Raw genomic sequence first — 14,669 nt, 5'->3', positions numbered from 1 at the left:
TTCACCTGTGGAAAAGATTACCGTGCCGGGCCCCGGGCGCTTCCGGTTCCAGCAAACGGAAGTGATGTCGGTCTGTTTTCTCCGGTTGGGGCTTTCCCCCACGCTGCCAGAATATTCTTACATAGTCTAGGGGAATGTCCTGGTCGGCTTGGGCGCATTTGAGCGGAAGACCCTATTGACCCCCCAACCCCTCTTCCTCTAGGTAGAATCTGGCGTTTTTCACGGCATCTAGAAAATCTCTAGAAGTGTCTCGAAAACGTCTCCGGCTTGTGCTTCTGTAAGCGCTTCGGAGCGGAGACACCCGCGACGGGAGAGGGAAGGAGACATCATGGCCGCACGGGGCGGAAATTCCACGGACAAGCTGCTGCGCATCATTCGCGGTGCGGAGGGGGCCGGTGCGTCCGGAGCCGGGGCTTCGGGCCGGACCGGGAAGGGGGGGGCGCCCGCCGCCTCCGCCGGGCCCGGCCGCCGGAGCCGCGCCGTGCTGCGCCAGTTGACGGCGCCGCGCAGCGCGGCGCGCAAGGGGGGCGTCGTGGGCGTGGACATCGCGCCCACCGGCCTGCGGCTGGCCAAGATGGCCCACGGGGCCGACGGGCCGCGCCTGCTGGGTTGCCGCGAGGTGCCCTTCGGGCCGAAGATGGGGCCGGACAGCCCGGATTTCCCGGCCTTCCTCGGCCGCCAGTTGAACGAATTCCTCCAGGGCGACAAGGGCCTGGAGCTGTGGTCCCTGGCCTCCAGCGCCCAGGCCGAGCTGCTGCACGTGAACATCCCCCGCGTGCCGCCGTCGCGGGTGTCCGACACCGTGTACTGGACGGCGCAGAAGGAGCGGCCCTTCGACCCCGCCCAGTTCGTCATGGACTACGAGATCCAGGGCGACGTGGACGACAAGGGCATCGCCAAGCGCCGGGCCCTGGTGTACCTCGTGCCCGCCGCCGAGGTGGCCCGGGTCACCGCCCTGTTCGCCTCGGCCGGGCACAGGCTCGCGGGGCTGACCATCTCGCCCCTGGCGTTGCAGACCATCTTCCGCCGCAACTGGACCCCCGGGGCCGACCGGCCCTGCGCCAACGTGTTCATCGGCCGCAACTGGTCGCGGATCGACATTTTCACCGGGGGCGAGTTGGTCCTGAGCCGCGGCGTGAACACCGGCCTGAGCAGCCTGGCCGACGCCCTGGCCGAGGGCTACAACGAGCGCCTGCGCCTGCGGGCCGAGGCGGCGGCCCGCCCCGCGCCGCCCGCGCCTTCCGGGCCCCTTGCGCCCGAGTCGGCCATGGAGTTGGACCTCGACCTGGAAATCCTTCCGGAGCAGGACCGGCCCGCCGGAACTCCGACTCTGGAGCTGGAACTGGAGCCCGCCCCGGCCATGCCCCTGCCCGAACCTGCCGCGCCCCCGGCGCGCATGGACGCCGAGACCGCGCGTCAGGTGCTCTCCGCGCGACTCCTGGGCGGTGAACCGGATCCGGCCCTGCCCGGGGCCGAACTGGACGAGGCCGAGGTCGTGGAACTGGCGGGTTCCGCCGTGCACCGCCTGGGCCGCCAGCTCGACCGGACCTTCCACCATTTTTCCGAGCTGCACGGCGGCGCGGTGGTGGAGCACATGCTCTTTTCAGGCGTGGTTTCTTCCAGCCAGGCCCTGCTGGACGCCCTGGCCCGCGACCTGGGCATTCCGGCGGAACTGCTGGACCCCCTGGCCTCGGACGCCTGCCGCGTCGGCGCCGCCGGGTTGCCAGGGGCCCGGGCCGACCGCCTGGCCCTGAACCTGGTCACCGGGCTGGCCCTGTCCGATTCCACCGACACGCCCAACCTGCTGCACACCTACAAGGCCAAGGACCGCGCGCTCCAGGTCGTGCGGCAGGGCAATGCGGTTTACGCCGTGTTCCTGGCGCTGGTGCTGGCCCTGGCGGGGGTCTGGTTCTGGCAGGACGGCGTGGCCCGGGGCAAGCGGGCCGAACTGGGCCAGTTGCGCGGGCGCATCGCGGCCTTCCAGCCGGTGGTGGACCAGAACCTGCTGCTGAATCTGGCAGGCGACCTGGGCCGCAAGCGCCTGCGCCTGAAGGACCTCTCCCGGCGCTATGAGGGGCTGGCCCTGTTCAATGAGCTTTCGGCCCTGCTGCCCGAGTCCGTCCTGTTGCGCAACGTGAGCGTCGAGCTGCCCGGCCCGGCCGCCGCGCAGGCCAAGGCCCCGGCGGCCAAGGGCGCCCCGGCCCCGGCCCAGGCGGGCTTCGTGGTCCTCGACGGGCAGGTGGCGGGCGATCCGGAGATGTACGACGCCCGGCTGGCGGCGTTTCTGATCAGGCTCGAGGGCTCCCCGCTGTTCGAGGGGGCGGTGATCCACGAACGCCAGGTGCTGCGGCCCGCCGCCGGCGGCGAGGTGCTGCGTTTCGTGGTCCACGTGCGGGTGCGCAAGGAGGGGGCGGCATGAGCGGGAAACCCGTGCGCCTGGATGGCCAGGTGGCCGTGAAGATCGCCATCTGTCTGGCCGCGCTGGGGGTCTTCTTCTGGCTGCTGGTGCAGCCGAAGATGGCCGAGGTCACGCGGCTGGACGCCGAAATCGTCGAGGCCCGGGAGGTCATTTCCCGGCAGGGCAAGCTGTTCCCGCTCTATGCGGCCATTTACGCCGACCTGGCCCAGGCGGACCTGACGCCCTTCCCCGAGTTGCGAGGCGGGCTGCTGGGGCTGGAGGACATCCCGCGCATTCCGGACCTGCTGGGCTCCCTGGCCCGGGCCCATGGCCTGGAGGTGCGCTCGGTGACCCCGGCTCCCGAGTCGCTGGACGTGGAGGCGGGCACCCTGCGCACCCAGTGCGTGCTGCTGGGCGACCTGGACGGCATGCGCCGCTTCTTGGCCGAGCTCGGCGGGGTGGAGTGGGTGCAGGGCATGCAGGCCCTGCGCTTCGAAGATTCCGGCGGCCGGACCCTGGCCACCTTGACGACGGTGGTCCGGCTGGCCGGACAGCGCGCCACCGTGGCCGGGAGGAACTAGCCCATGCCCAAGCGTCAAGTTGTGCTGCTCGCGGTCATGGCCCTGGCCCTGGCCTATGCGGGCTATGACTACCTGCTGGCCGACAAGGGCGAGGACCTTCAGGCCCGCGCCGCCGAGCACGCCCGGCGCGTGGACGCCGTGGCCGCCTCGGTGCGCGACGTGGTCGCCAAGGACCGGCTGACGCCCATCGAGGCCTACCGCCTGACCCTGGTCGCCGCCGGGCAGAGCATCGACCCGCTGGTGCGCGCGCGCCCCGGCGCGGGCGGACCCGAAAAGGTGGACGAGGTGCTCGAAGCCGGAGGCCGCTTCCTGTACAGCGGCATGGTGGCCCTGGGCGCCCAGCGTCTGGCCGTGGTCAACGACTCCGAATACCGCACCGGCGAACTGGTCGGGGAAACCGGGTTCACCCTGCTGGACATCCGCCCCGAGTCCGTGGTGCTCCAGGGCCGCAATCCGCAGACGGGTGTGCTGGAGAACGTGGTCGTGCCCATCGAGGAAGACATCATCAAGTTCGTCGAGGAAGGCGATGCGAAACAATAAGCGTATTTTCGGCGGGTTCTCCGCAGTGGCGGCCCTGGCCCTGGCTTTGGCCCTGGCCCTGGGCGGCTGCTCGAACAAGACCAAGCCCCAGGACGATCCCTTCTTCGAGAAATGGCGCGCCATGGCCGAGCAGTCCCAGGGCCACACGCCCACCCAGCAGCCCCTGGACGTGACCGAGGAACAGGCCGCCCAGACCTCCGAGGCCCGGCCCGAGCGCGACCTGCCCGACATGGTGGTCGGCAGTCTGGACATGCGCAACGCCAATATCGTGGCCGTGCTGCGGGCGCTGGGGCGCATCGCCGGGCAGAGCATCATGGTCAGCCCCAAGGTCGAGGGGCTCATCAACGTGAGCGTCAAGGACGTGCCCTGGAGCCAGGTTTTCCGGGGCATCGTGCGCACCCACGGGCTGACCTACGAGTGGGAAGGCGACATCCTGCGCGTCATGACCCTGGCGGACATGGAGGAATCCGTGCGCCTGGATGAACTGCGCAACCGTCAGGCCCTGAACAGCGCCACGGTCAGAATCCGCTACGCCGACGCCGCCAAGCTGCGCGAAACCCTGGCCCAGTTGCTGACCAAGGATTCCGACGGCAAGGCCCGGGGCTCCGTCGAACTGGTGGAGCACACCAATTCCCTGGTCATCAACGCCGTGCCCGGCGACCTGCGCAAGATGAGCCAGCTTATCGAGCAGACGGACAAGCCCAGCAAGCAGATCCGCATCAAGGCCTTCATCGTGGAAACCACGGGCGAGACCGCGCGCAGCCTGGGCGTCTTGTGGGGCGGCGCGTACAAGCGCGCCTCCGTGGGCGGCGATGGCGACTCGCTGTGGGTCACCCCCGGCGGCACCGGCGGCACCGGCGACCCCATCTCCGGCTCCACCGGCACCACCTCCGGCTACACCCCGACGGTGGGCGGCACCACGGGCCTGTCCAACCAGGGCGCCTTCTCCAACATGCTGCCCGACCTGGGCGAGAGCGGGCGCGGCGGCTCCCTGGCGCTCATGTTCGGCACCCTGGGCGGCAATATCCTCGAAGCCCAGCTTGCCGCCCTCCAGGAGGACAACAAGCTGAACATCCTGTCCAGCCCGTCCATTACCACTCTGGACAACCAGACCGCCGTGACCGAGAACGGCGAGGAAGTGCCCTTCATCACCCTGGACGAAGCGGGCAACACCGACGTGGAGTGGAAGGAGGCGCTGATGCGCCTGGAGATCACCCCGCACCTCATCGACACCCAGCACATGCGCCTGAACATCCTGGTCAACAAGGACGAGGTGGACTTCACGCGCAGCGTCTCCGGCAACCCGTTGATCATCAAGAAGAAAACAGAGACTTCGCTCATCTCGCGCGACGGCGAGACCATCGTCATCTCCGGGCTGACGCGCAAGCGCCTCTCGGCGGACGACGCGGGCATCCCCGGCTTGCAGGACGTGCCCGGCCTGGGCCACCTGTTCAAGTCCACCAGCAAGAGCAATTCCCTGGAGGAAGTGCTGATCTTCATCACGCCCACGGTGCTCGGCGAGTGGCAGCCCGATTTCCGTCAGAAGAGCCTGGAGGAAATCGAGCAGGAGCTGGAGCGCAAGCACGAGGAAGAGGCCGGGGAGGACGCCCGGGGCTAGGCCGCCATGCGCTACTACGAGCTATTCGACCTGCGTGGGGAGCCGTTCTCCAACTCGCCGGACCCGGACTTCTTCCACGAGTCGCCCGGGCACCGGGCGGCCCTGCACGGACTGGAAATCGCCTTGCGCCTGCGCCGGGGGCTGAACGTGGTCCTCGGCGAGGTGGGCACGGGCAAGACCACCCTGTGCCGCAGGCTGCTGCGCGAACTGGCCGCCGACCCGGGCATGGAGACGCACCTGCTGCTCGACCCGGCCTGCGCCGACACCGCCGAGTTCCTGGGCGTGCTGCGCGGGATGCTCTGCGGCGCGCCCCCGGCCTCCGGCGACTCGCCCTGGCGCCTCAAGGAGGACATCAAGGACGCCCTGTTCCGCAAAGGGGTCGATCAGGGCCTGACGGTGGTCCTGGTGGTGGACGAGGCCCAGAAGCTGGCCCCCGGCGCCCTGGAGGCCCTGCGCGAACTCTTGAACTACGAGACCAACGAGAGCAAGCTGTTGCAGATCGTCCTGCTGGGGCAGAACGAATTCCAGGCCGCCCTGGACGCGGCGCCGAACCTGGCCGACCGGGTCAACGCCCTGTTCCGCCTGGGGCCCCTGGGCCCGGCGGGCACGCGGGCCCTGGTGCGCCACCGGCTGCGCTGCGCCGGAGCCGCGCCCGGCGCGCCGGAGCCGTTCACCCCCGGCGGCTACCTCGCGCTGCACCTGGCCTCGGGCGGTTTTCCGCGCCGGATCATCCGTCTGGCGCACAAGGTTTTGCTGGCACTCATCGTGCAAGACCGCAGGCGGGCGGGCTGGCGGCTGGTGCGCGCCGTGGCGCACCAGGAGCGCCCCGCCGCCCGGCGGCTGGCTTCGGCCCTGGCTGCCGGGGCGGCGGCGCTGGCCCTGGCCGTGGCGGGCGCCGCCGCGTGGCTGCCGGTTCCGGCCCTGCGGGCGGTGTTGCCCGGGGCTCAGGCCGCCGTGGCTCCGGCACCGCCTGCGGTGCCGGTTCCCGAAGGAGCCTCGGGGTCCGGTGCCGCCGGTTTTCCTGAGGCCGTGGTGTCCGCCCCGGTGCCCCCGGCCGCCCCGGTGGCTCCGGCGGCGGAGCAGGGCGCGCCGTTGCTGGGCAGCCTGGAGGTCGGCCCCGGCGAGAGTCTTTCCCAGGTGATCCACGGGGTCTACGGGCGGTATACCCCCGCGCTGCTCGGGCAGGTGCTGGCCGTGAATCCCGACCTGACGGACCCGGAGTCGGTGCGGGCGGGCCAGCGGCTCGTGCTGCCCCTGCCGGACGGCCGCGGGCAGCGCTTCTGGGTGCAACTGGAAGAGCGTCCGACTTTGGACGCGGCCTGGGCCGCACGCCGCGCGGCGCGTCGGATGGGCCTGGACGCCCGGGTGCTGCCCTGGCGCGGCGACGACGGCACCGCGCGCTTCGCCGTGGCCCTGGGCGGGCCATGGGCCGCGCGCGAGGAGGCCCAGGCGGCCCTGGAAGCCGCCGGAAGCGGCGCCCCGCTGACCCTGGGCCACGGCTTGGCCATGCTTTCCCCGCGCTAGGCGGGAACTACGGATACGAGGCGGATATGCAGGCGACACGGAAGAAGAAACTGGGCGAGATGCTGGTGGAGGCCGGACTGCTGGGTCAGGAGGAACTGACGCGCATCCTGGCCGAGCAGCGCGGCAGCGGCATGCGCCTTGGGGAATATCTGGTCAACCGGGCCATTCTCAAGGAATCCCAGATCATCGATCTGGTCAGCCGTCAGCTCGGCATCGATACCTACAGCTCCGAGAAATATTCCTACGACGTGTACCTGGAGTCGCTGCTGCCCGCCGAGCTGGCCCAGCGTCACCGCGTGGTGCCCGTGGCGCGCAAGGGCCGCCTGCTTACCGTGGCCACCCCCGACCCCATGGATATCGCCGCCCTGGACGCCGTGGAAATCCACACCGGCCTGGAAGTGGAGCCGGTGATGTGCACCGAAAAGGACTTCGAGGGCCTGACCTACGCGCTCTACGGCGTGGCCAACGACCTGGGCGGGGTCATGGACGGCATGGAGGACCTCGCGGCCGGCGGCGAAGCCAGCACCGAGGACATGGAGCAGGCCGCCGACGTGGCGGTGGCCTCCCTGCAGGACATGGCCGAGGAAGCCCCGGTGGTCCGGCTGGTCAACTCCATCCTGACCCAGGCCGTGCGCGAGGGCGCCTCGGACGTGCACATCAGCCCGGAGAAGGACCACGTGCAGTTGCGCTTCCGCGTGGACGGCCGCCTGCGCGAGGTGCCCGCCCCGCCGCGCAACTATTTCCTGCCCATCGTCTCGCGCATCAAGATCCTGGCGAACATGGACATCGCCGTGGCCATGGTGCCCCAGGACGGACGCTTCACCTTCAACGTCGAGGGCCGCGAGGTGCACGTGCGCGCCTCGACCCTGCCGACCATCCACGGCGAGAACCTGATCCTGCGCCTGCTCATGCGCTCGGGCACGGCCCTGACCCTCGACGACCTGGGCATGCCCGACGAGGAGCGCGCCAAGATCGAGGCGGCCATCGTCAAGCCCTACGGCATGATCCTGACCACGGGGCCCACGGGCAGCGGCAAGAGCACCACGCTCTACGCCGTGCTGCGCAAGCTGAACACGCCGGACATCAACATCGTGACCCTGGAGGACCCGGTGGAATACCGGGTGCCCAAGATCCGGCAGGTGCAGCTCAACCGCAAGGCGGGCATGACCTTCGCCAGCGGCCTGCGCTCCATCCTGCGTCAGGACCCCGACGTGATCATGGTCGGCGAAATCCGCGACCAGGAAACGGCGCGCATCGCCGTGCAGGCGGCCATGACCGGCCACCGCCTGCTCTCCACCCTGCATACCAACGACGCGGCGGGCGCCGTGACGCGGCTCATCGAGATGGGCGTGGAGCCGTTTTTGGTGGCCTCCACGCTGCTGGTGTCCATCGCCCAGCGGCTGGTGCGCCGGGTCTGCCCGCATTGCCGCGAGGTGGACGACAGCCGCCCGGCGGGCCTGCGCCTGCTGGGCCTGCCCGAAGACGGCACCTACTACCGCGCCGTGGGCTGCCGCCTGTGCGGCGGCACGGGCTACAGCGGCCGGGTCGGGCTCTACGAGATTCTGGAGATCGATCAGGCCACCCAGGCGCTCATCCTGGCGCGGGCCGCCGCCCCGGAGATCGCCCGGGCGGCCATGGACGCCGGGAAGCTGTGTCTGTTGCGCGACGACGCGGCCCGCAAGGTCGCCCAGGGCGTGACCACCGTGGCCGAGGCGCTGACGGCGGTGCTGGTCTAGATTTTTTTGCTGAAACAGGACGAGACGGATGCCCAACTACAAATACAAGGCCATGAGCGAGACCGGGGCCCCGGTGAGCGGGGTCGTGGCGGCGGCGGACGAGGCCCAGGCCATGCAGATGCTGGCCGCGAGGGGGCTCATCCCCCAGGCCGTGCGCGCGGGCGGCTCCGACGCCGCCGAGGGCGGCGGGGGCGTCAGGTTTTTGCAATCGGTCAAGCCCCAGGAGCTGATCCTGTTCACCAAGCAGGTGCGGACCATGGTCCATGCGGGCATCTCCATCGTCAACGTCTTTCGCATCATGGAGCAGCAGTCGGGAAATCCGCTCATGCGCCGCACGGTGAGCGCCGTGGTCGAGGAGCTCAAGCAGGGCACAACGCTCTACGACGCCTTCGCGCGCCACCCCAAGGTCTTCAACGAGCTGTACTGCGCCATGCTGCGAGCGGGCGAGATCAGCGGCAACCTCGTCAACGTCTTCGACCGGCTGATCTATCTCATCGACCACGAATACAAGGTCCGCAAGCAGATCATCTCGGCCCTGACCTATCCGGCCATCGTGCTGGTCATGCTCGTGGGCGCCTTTTTGTTCCTTTTGTCCTTCGTGGTGCCCAAGTTCGCCATGCTTTTCGAGCGGGCGGGCATCGACCTGCCCGTGCCCACGGAAATCTGCATCGCCATGTACAAGGGCCTTTCGGCCTACTGGCCGATGATGCTGCTGGGCACGGTGGCCGTGGTCGGCGGCGCGTACCTCTACGTGCGCACGCCGGTCGGGCGGCTGAACAAGGACCGGCTGACCCTGGCCCTGCCCCTGGTGGGCCCGGTGTTTCAGAAGGCGGCCATGTCGCGGTTCGCCAGCATCTTCGGGCTGCTGCAATCCAGCGGCGTGTCCGTGCTGGCATCGCTGGACATCATTTCGCGGACCATCGGCAACGCGGCCATCTCGCGCGTGTTCGACGGGCTGGGCGAGAAGCTGCGCGAGGGCCGGGGCATCTCGGCGCCCCTGCGCAGCAGCGATTATTTCCCGCCCATGGTGGTCAACATGATCGCCGTGGGCGAGGAGTCGGGCAACCTGGAAGACATGCTCACCGAGGTTGCCGCGCACTACGACTACGAGGTGGAATACCAGGTGGGCCGCATGGCCGAGATGATCGGCCCGCTGCTCATGGTGGCCCTGTCGGCGGTGGTCGGCTTTTTCGCGCTGGCCATTTTCATGCCGATGTGGGATTTGACCAAGATGGCGCACTAGGCCCGGCCTCCCGGGCCAAAGGCATTTGGCTTTTTCAACCCAACAACCGTTCCGGAGGAACACAGTCATGCAGACCACTTCCCGCACCCTGAAGCGTCAGGGCTTCACCCTCGTCGAAATCATCGCCGTGCTGGTGATTCTCGGCATCCTGGCCGCCGTGGCCGTGCCCAAGTACATCGACCTGCAGAGCGAGGCGGCCGACAAGGCCGTCGACGCGGTCATCGCCGAACTGAACGCCCGCGACAGCCTGCTCTGGGGCAAGGGGAAACTCACGGGGACCGCGTATACGTTTGCTGCGGCCGACTTCGCCGTGGGTGACGACTTCACCTGGACGGACGGCCCCGAAGCCGACGGCGGGTCGATTCGCCTGACTTCGCAGACGACCATGACGCCGGTCGACCTGACGAGAGCGCTTCCCACCGGCGCCACCGCCACCGAAAGCCCCTATGTGTGGAGCCGCTAGCGCGGCGGCCGGGGTTCCGGCGGTCTCCGGGAGGGGCTTCCCCCTCCCGGAGGCCTGCCGGGTGTCGTCACAACCGTGGAAAGTGTTGAAAAAATGAGACGCAAGGCAAATGCGGCGGCAGGCTTCACGCTGGTGGAAATGTTGGCCGTGCTGGTGCTGCTCGGCATTCTTGCCGTCGTGGTGCTGCCCCGCTACGGTGCGCTTCAGGACGAAGCGGCCCTGCGCGCCGTGGATGCCGGGGTGGCCGAGTTGAACACCCGCGAGAAGATGGCCTGGAGCAGGCAGCGCATCGGCAACTCCGTGCCGGGGAGCGATTCCGCCATGGACGCCGCGGTGCGCACCGAAGTGGATACGACCCTGGGAGCCCGGTATACCTGGGCCTCCGCTCCCGGCGCCGACGGCGGCACGCTGGAGTTCGAGGGCCAGAGCGTGGCCCTTGCGCGCAGTGCCGCAACCCTGGCCGAACCCGCCGTCTGGAGCCGCTAGCCGTGACCGCCCTGCGCCGCCTCCCGCCGCGCCCCCGGCGCGCCCCGGGTTTCACCCCGGGTTTCACCCTGGTGGAAACCGTCATGGTGCTCATCCTGCTGGGCATCCTGGCCGTGGCCGCCCTGAGCACCATGGGCGGAGAGGACCGCACGCTGCCCCAGGAATTTTCCGTGCTCAAGACGCACATCCGCTTCGCCCAGGCCCAGGCCATGGGCCTGAACACGCCCTACGGCATCCGCTGGCAGGACGGGGCCTACTGGCTGTTCACCGGGGCGGACGCGGACACGCCCGTGCGCCTGCCCGGGCAGGACGCCGACACCGTGACCCTGCACTGCGCCCTGAACCCGGCGGCCTTCACCCTGGCCTTCAACGGCCGGGGCCAGACGTTCACCTCCGCCGCCCTCGGCGATGCCAACGCCCTGGGCGCCAACCGGGCCGTGACCCTGAGCCTTGACGGCCAGAGCATGAGCTTCACGGTCACCGCGCACACGGGGTACATCCCATGACAGCCGCCGTCCGCCGTTTTTTTGCCGCCCGCGGCCCCCGGCGCACCCCGGGTTTCACCCCGGGTTTCACCCTGATCGAACTCATCATCATTTTCGTGATCGGCGCCGTGCTGGCCGTGATGGTCACCACCCTGGCCCGCGAAACCATGCCCCACTTCGGCAACGAGACGGTGATCCAGGTCGACCGCCAATACGACCTGCTGCGCGAGATCGAGGACCTCCAGTCCGCCTACCGCAGGCAGATCGAGGCCGGAACCCTGGACCTGGACGCCCTGCTGGCCGGGTGGACGGCCACGGGCGACGTGTCCTTCACCGTAAGCAGCGAGACCGTCTCGGACTCCGGCGGCTCGTTCACCTTTTCCACGCCCGTCCGCAAGGTGCGTTTCACCTGCGGCGATTACGTGATGTATTCCTACTTCGCCGAGTAGCCGCCATGCGCACGCGTCCGGGCTTCACCCTCATCGAGATCATCCTGGCCATGAGCATCCTGGCCTTCGTGGGCGTGATGTTCCTCTCGGCCCTGACCTACACGGCCACGAGCTGGATCGCCGCCGCCGAGTCCGTCGAACTGGCCCAGAAGGCCCGCCTGGGCCTCACGCGCATCTTCGTGGAGCTTCAGGAACTGCGTGGGATGGACGCCAGCCAGCGCGCGAGCAACGACGGCGACAATTTCTATTTCCTGGATGTGGACGGCCAGGCCCTGGCCCTGCGCCACGTGGGCGGCACCATCCTGCTCGGCGGGCGGGTGCTGCTGGACGGCGTGGCCGCCGACGGCGACATCCTGACCTACAGCCGCGCCGACGGCAGCGCCTGGAATCCCGTCTCCGGCGACCTGACCGACCTTTACGAGATCGGCGTCAGCGTGGTTTTCGATTCGCAGTACCTGGACGCCCAGCGGGCCTTCACCACCACCGTCAATCCGCTGTACACGGGCGTGGCCCGTGCCCCGAGGCTGCAATGAGCCGACTTCGCGCGCTTTTCGCCCCGGCGTCGCGCCCCGGCGCGGCCATCGTGCCGCTCATCGTGACCCTGCTGCTGCTGGCCGGGGTGGGCCTGTCGGTCCACGACCTTTTGAGCACCAACGTGCTGGAGCCGCCCGGCGCCGTGCCCGGCCGCGCCGCGCTCTACGCCGCCGAGGCGGGCATCCGCCTGGCCGCTGCGGAATACAACGCCCAGAGCGCCTCCGACGACCGAGCGGAACTGTTCGAGAACATCGACGGCCGCGAGTTCATCCTGGACGCGGACACCAACACGCGCTTCAGCGTGGACGTGTACTCCTACGGCTTCAGGCCCCTTTCGCACAACACCGCCACGCGGACCATCACCGCCCGGGCCGTGCGCCGCGTGCCCCTGGCGGACATGACCGACCTTTCCTCGGGGGCCATCGCCTTCCCTGCGGGCAGCCAGATCAGCGTGCGCGACGAGATCGGCAACGACACCCCCGCCACGCTGGCTTCCGGCGCGACCATCAGCACCGCCGACGACGGCAGCCAGATCGTGACCTTCACCTATCAGCCCCTGACCGGCGGGGCCGTGCTCGGCGCCAGCGCGGACCTGGACTTCGTGAACATCGCCCACGCCACGGACGGCTCGCCCTCGGGCAGCGCCGCCAGCCTGGGCGGCCTGCCCGCCGCCATGGCCAACTTCCCCCCGGAAAACGGGCGCATCTACATCCCCGAGGCGGACAAGACCTACACCTACCGCCAGCGCGTGGTGGAAAGCGGCGGCAGCGTGACCCTCAAGGGCCTGGAAGCCGTGGACGGTTCCTTCGCTGCCGGCGATTTCCAGAACGCCACGGTCATCCTGCGCACGGCCTACGCCCTGCGCTCCACGGGCAGCGTGGGCACGGGCACCTACGCAGCCCAAAAGACCCTGGCCTACTACGACTCGCCCCTGGACGACGGCCAGAACCTGGACCCAACCGAACGCGTGGCCGACCCCAACAAGGTCATTGAAACGACCATGAACGACCTGACGGCCTTCAACAGCGCCGACAAGACCGTGCGCCTGGACGGGCGCAACAGGACCGTTCTGGAAATCAAGTCCTACCAGTCCACCCAGGGCACGCACATCAACTACGCGGCCATCCACAGCCTGGAACGCGACAGCAGCGGCCCCTGGGGCCACGTGGTGCGCCTGAACAAGGACCCCCTGTTCAAGTGGCGCTGGAAGCAGGACACCCGCCTGTCCTACGACGTGCAGACCAAGATTTCCTCGGGCTGGAAGCTGCCCTTCGCCCTGGCCGGGCTCTCCCTGCGGCTGACCGAAACGGGCACCAGCGGGCAGTACGACTTCTACGGCGTGTCGTTCCTCAAGTTCTACGGCAGCGGCCCCCTGCCCAGCCGACGCTACTGGGGCACGTGGTACACCGTGCAGGGCGACCATATCCCCAGCGGGGTCAAGCCCTCGGGCCAGGGCACGACCATCCACACCTGGAACACGCCCCCGGAGCTGGTGGATTCCGACGACTATCCGCTGGAGATCAGCGAGTCCGACCGGGTGCTGCTGGTGTTCTGGCGCAACAGGGGCGGGGTCAGCACCTGGCTGGCCTACAAGGTGCTGGGCTACAAGAACAGCAACGCATCCATCGTGGGCGAATGGGGCATGTACCCCAAGCAGCAGGACATCGACGGGCGCATCGTCAGCGACAACACCACCGTGGTGGTGCGCGCCGAGGAGCAGTTCGTCAACGGCGAGAAGGTCAACCGCTTCAAGGTGTTCTACGGCGACGGCTCCAACAGGAGCGGCCAGACCAGCCGCACCGGCGACGCCCTGGCCTACAACATCATCACCGGCGCCTCCAACGCCGCCTCGCGCGACCGGGGCCGCCTGCGCTACCTGCCGGAATGGGATCGCAACCGGACCCATTCCTATCCGCTGTACCCCGTGCTCAGCATCGGCAACTGGACCGCCAGCGCGGACTATTTTTCCTTCATCATGGACGCGCCGTCCTACACGCTGCACCAGTGCAAGTGGGACGCCATCAACACCACGGCCATCGCGGCCGACCCGGACGCGGACATCCGCCTGCTCTCCGACGGCGGCACCATCCGCACCCGCGAGTTCCTGACGCCGGACAGCGACACCTGGCCCGCCGATCCCAACAACTGGCCCACCAACCGGCCCGAGGTCGGCCTGCACGCCTACGGCAGGCTCACCGTCTCCGACGCGGGCAACAACGCCGTGACCTTCGACGACCTGGCCCTGGGGTTCCTGCTCTACGAGGACACCCCGACGCCCCTGGTGGACTGAGGAGGAAGCCATGCGACGCCTGACATGCCTTGCCCTGGCCGCCGCGCTGTGTGCGGCACTGCTGGCCCCGGCTCCGGCCCGGGCCCTTCTGGCCCTCGACCCCGAGACCGCCGGGACTGCGACCCGGCCCGGGCAGGGCGCCCAGGGGCCGGTGCATGTCGCGCCGCAGGGGCAGGGCCATGCGCCCGAGGCCCCGGCCCCCGGGCCGGATACGCCCGGCACGCGGGACAAGGCGCCGCAGCCCGCTCCGGCTCCGGCGCCCGCAAGTCCGCCTCCGCCAGGGGCAAACTGACGCCCGGCCCCACGCCGCGCTTGACAATCC

Annotated in this window: 14 protein-coding genes; all 14 read left to right on the top strand. The window is 69.3% G+C overall.

The window, feature by feature from the left end:
• The first annotated feature begins 481 nt into the window (after positions 1-481).
• Positions 482-2,419, top strand: coding sequence for a hypothetical protein (locus ACZ5KV_RS02135; RefSeq protein ID WP_464240698.1), 1,938 nt, complete (start codon positions 482-484; stop codon positions 2,417-2,419).
• Entirely contained in the window at positions 2,416-2,979 is a 564-nt protein-coding gene (locus tag ACZ5KV_RS02130) for a hypothetical protein (RefSeq protein WP_464240697.1), read from the top strand. The genes ACZ5KV_RS02135 and ACZ5KV_RS02130 overlap by 4 nt, the downstream gene beginning before the upstream one ends.
• Before the next feature lie 3 nt (positions 2,980-2,982).
• A complete protein-coding gene (locus ACZ5KV_RS02125; RefSeq protein WP_464240696.1) occupies positions 2,983-3,519 on the top strand; it encodes a hypothetical protein in 537 nt (178 codons plus the stop codon).
• Positions 3,506-5,137 carry a secretin N-terminal domain-containing protein gene (locus ACZ5KV_RS02120; RefSeq protein ID WP_464240695.1) on the top strand — a complete coding sequence of 544 codons (1,632 nt, stop codon included), beginning with the start codon at positions 3,506-3,508 and terminating at the stop codon, positions 5,135-5,137. The genes ACZ5KV_RS02125 and ACZ5KV_RS02120 overlap by 14 nt, the downstream gene beginning before the upstream one ends.
• A 6-nt stretch (positions 5,138-5,143) precedes the next feature.
• Entirely contained in the window at positions 5,144-6,661 is a 1,518-nt protein-coding gene (locus ACZ5KV_RS02115) for an ExeA family protein (protein WP_464240694.1), read from the top strand.
• Between the two features lie 26 nt (positions 6,662-6,687).
• Positions 6,688-8,397, top strand: coding sequence for a GspE/PulE family protein (locus ACZ5KV_RS02110; protein ID WP_464240693.1), 1,710 nt, complete (start codon positions 6,688-6,690; stop codon positions 8,395-8,397).
• Between the two features lie 28 nt (positions 8,398-8,425).
• Positions 8,426-9,640, top strand: a complete 1,215-nt coding sequence (locus ACZ5KV_RS02105) for a type II secretion system F family protein (protein WP_464240692.1) — start codon at positions 8,426-8,428, stop codon at positions 9,638-9,640.
• Positions 9,641-9,707: 67 nt separating this feature from the next.
• The gene (locus tag ACZ5KV_RS02100; RefSeq protein WP_464240691.1) at positions 9,708-10,103 is read left to right on the top strand and encodes a prepilin-type N-terminal cleavage/methylation domain-containing protein; all 396 of its coding nucleotides are present in this window, start codon (positions 9,708-9,710) and stop codon (positions 10,101-10,103) included.
• 93 nt (positions 10,104-10,196) lie between these two features.
• Positions 10,197-10,589, top strand: a complete 393-nt coding sequence (locus ACZ5KV_RS02095) for a type II secretion system protein (RefSeq protein WP_464240690.1) — start codon at positions 10,197-10,199, stop codon at positions 10,587-10,589.
• Between the two features lie 2 nt (positions 10,590-10,591).
• Positions 10,592-11,095, top strand: coding sequence for a GspH/FimT family pseudopilin (locus tag ACZ5KV_RS02090; protein WP_464240689.1), 504 nt, complete (start codon positions 10,592-10,594; stop codon positions 11,093-11,095).
• Positions 11,092-11,523 (top strand): PulJ/GspJ family protein, encoded by a 432-nt coding sequence (locus ACZ5KV_RS02085; protein WP_464240688.1) that lies wholly within the window; start codon positions 11,092-11,094, stop codon positions 11,521-11,523. The genes ACZ5KV_RS02090 and ACZ5KV_RS02085 overlap by 4 nt, the downstream gene beginning before the upstream one ends.
• A 5-nt stretch (positions 11,524-11,528) precedes the next feature.
• Complete coding sequence (locus ACZ5KV_RS02080) at positions 11,529-12,056, top strand: PulJ/GspJ family protein (protein ID WP_464240687.1); 528 nt, start codon at positions 11,529-11,531, stop codon at positions 12,054-12,056.
• Positions 12,053-14,347 (top strand): hypothetical protein, encoded by a 2,295-nt coding sequence (locus tag ACZ5KV_RS02075; RefSeq protein ID WP_464240686.1) that lies wholly within the window; start codon positions 12,053-12,055, stop codon positions 14,345-14,347. The genes ACZ5KV_RS02080 and ACZ5KV_RS02075 overlap by 4 nt, the downstream gene beginning before the upstream one ends.
• 10 nt (positions 14,348-14,357) lie before the next feature.
• The gene (locus ACZ5KV_RS02070) at positions 14,358-14,639 is read left to right on the top strand and encodes a hypothetical protein (protein WP_464240685.1); all 282 of its coding nucleotides are present in this window, start codon (positions 14,358-14,360) and stop codon (positions 14,637-14,639) included.
• Positions 14,640-14,669 lie beyond the last annotated feature (30 nt).

The sequence above is a fragment of the Desulfocurvus thunnarius genome, from assembly GCF_055390965.1.
This window is presented reverse-complemented; position numbering and strand designations above follow the sequence as displayed.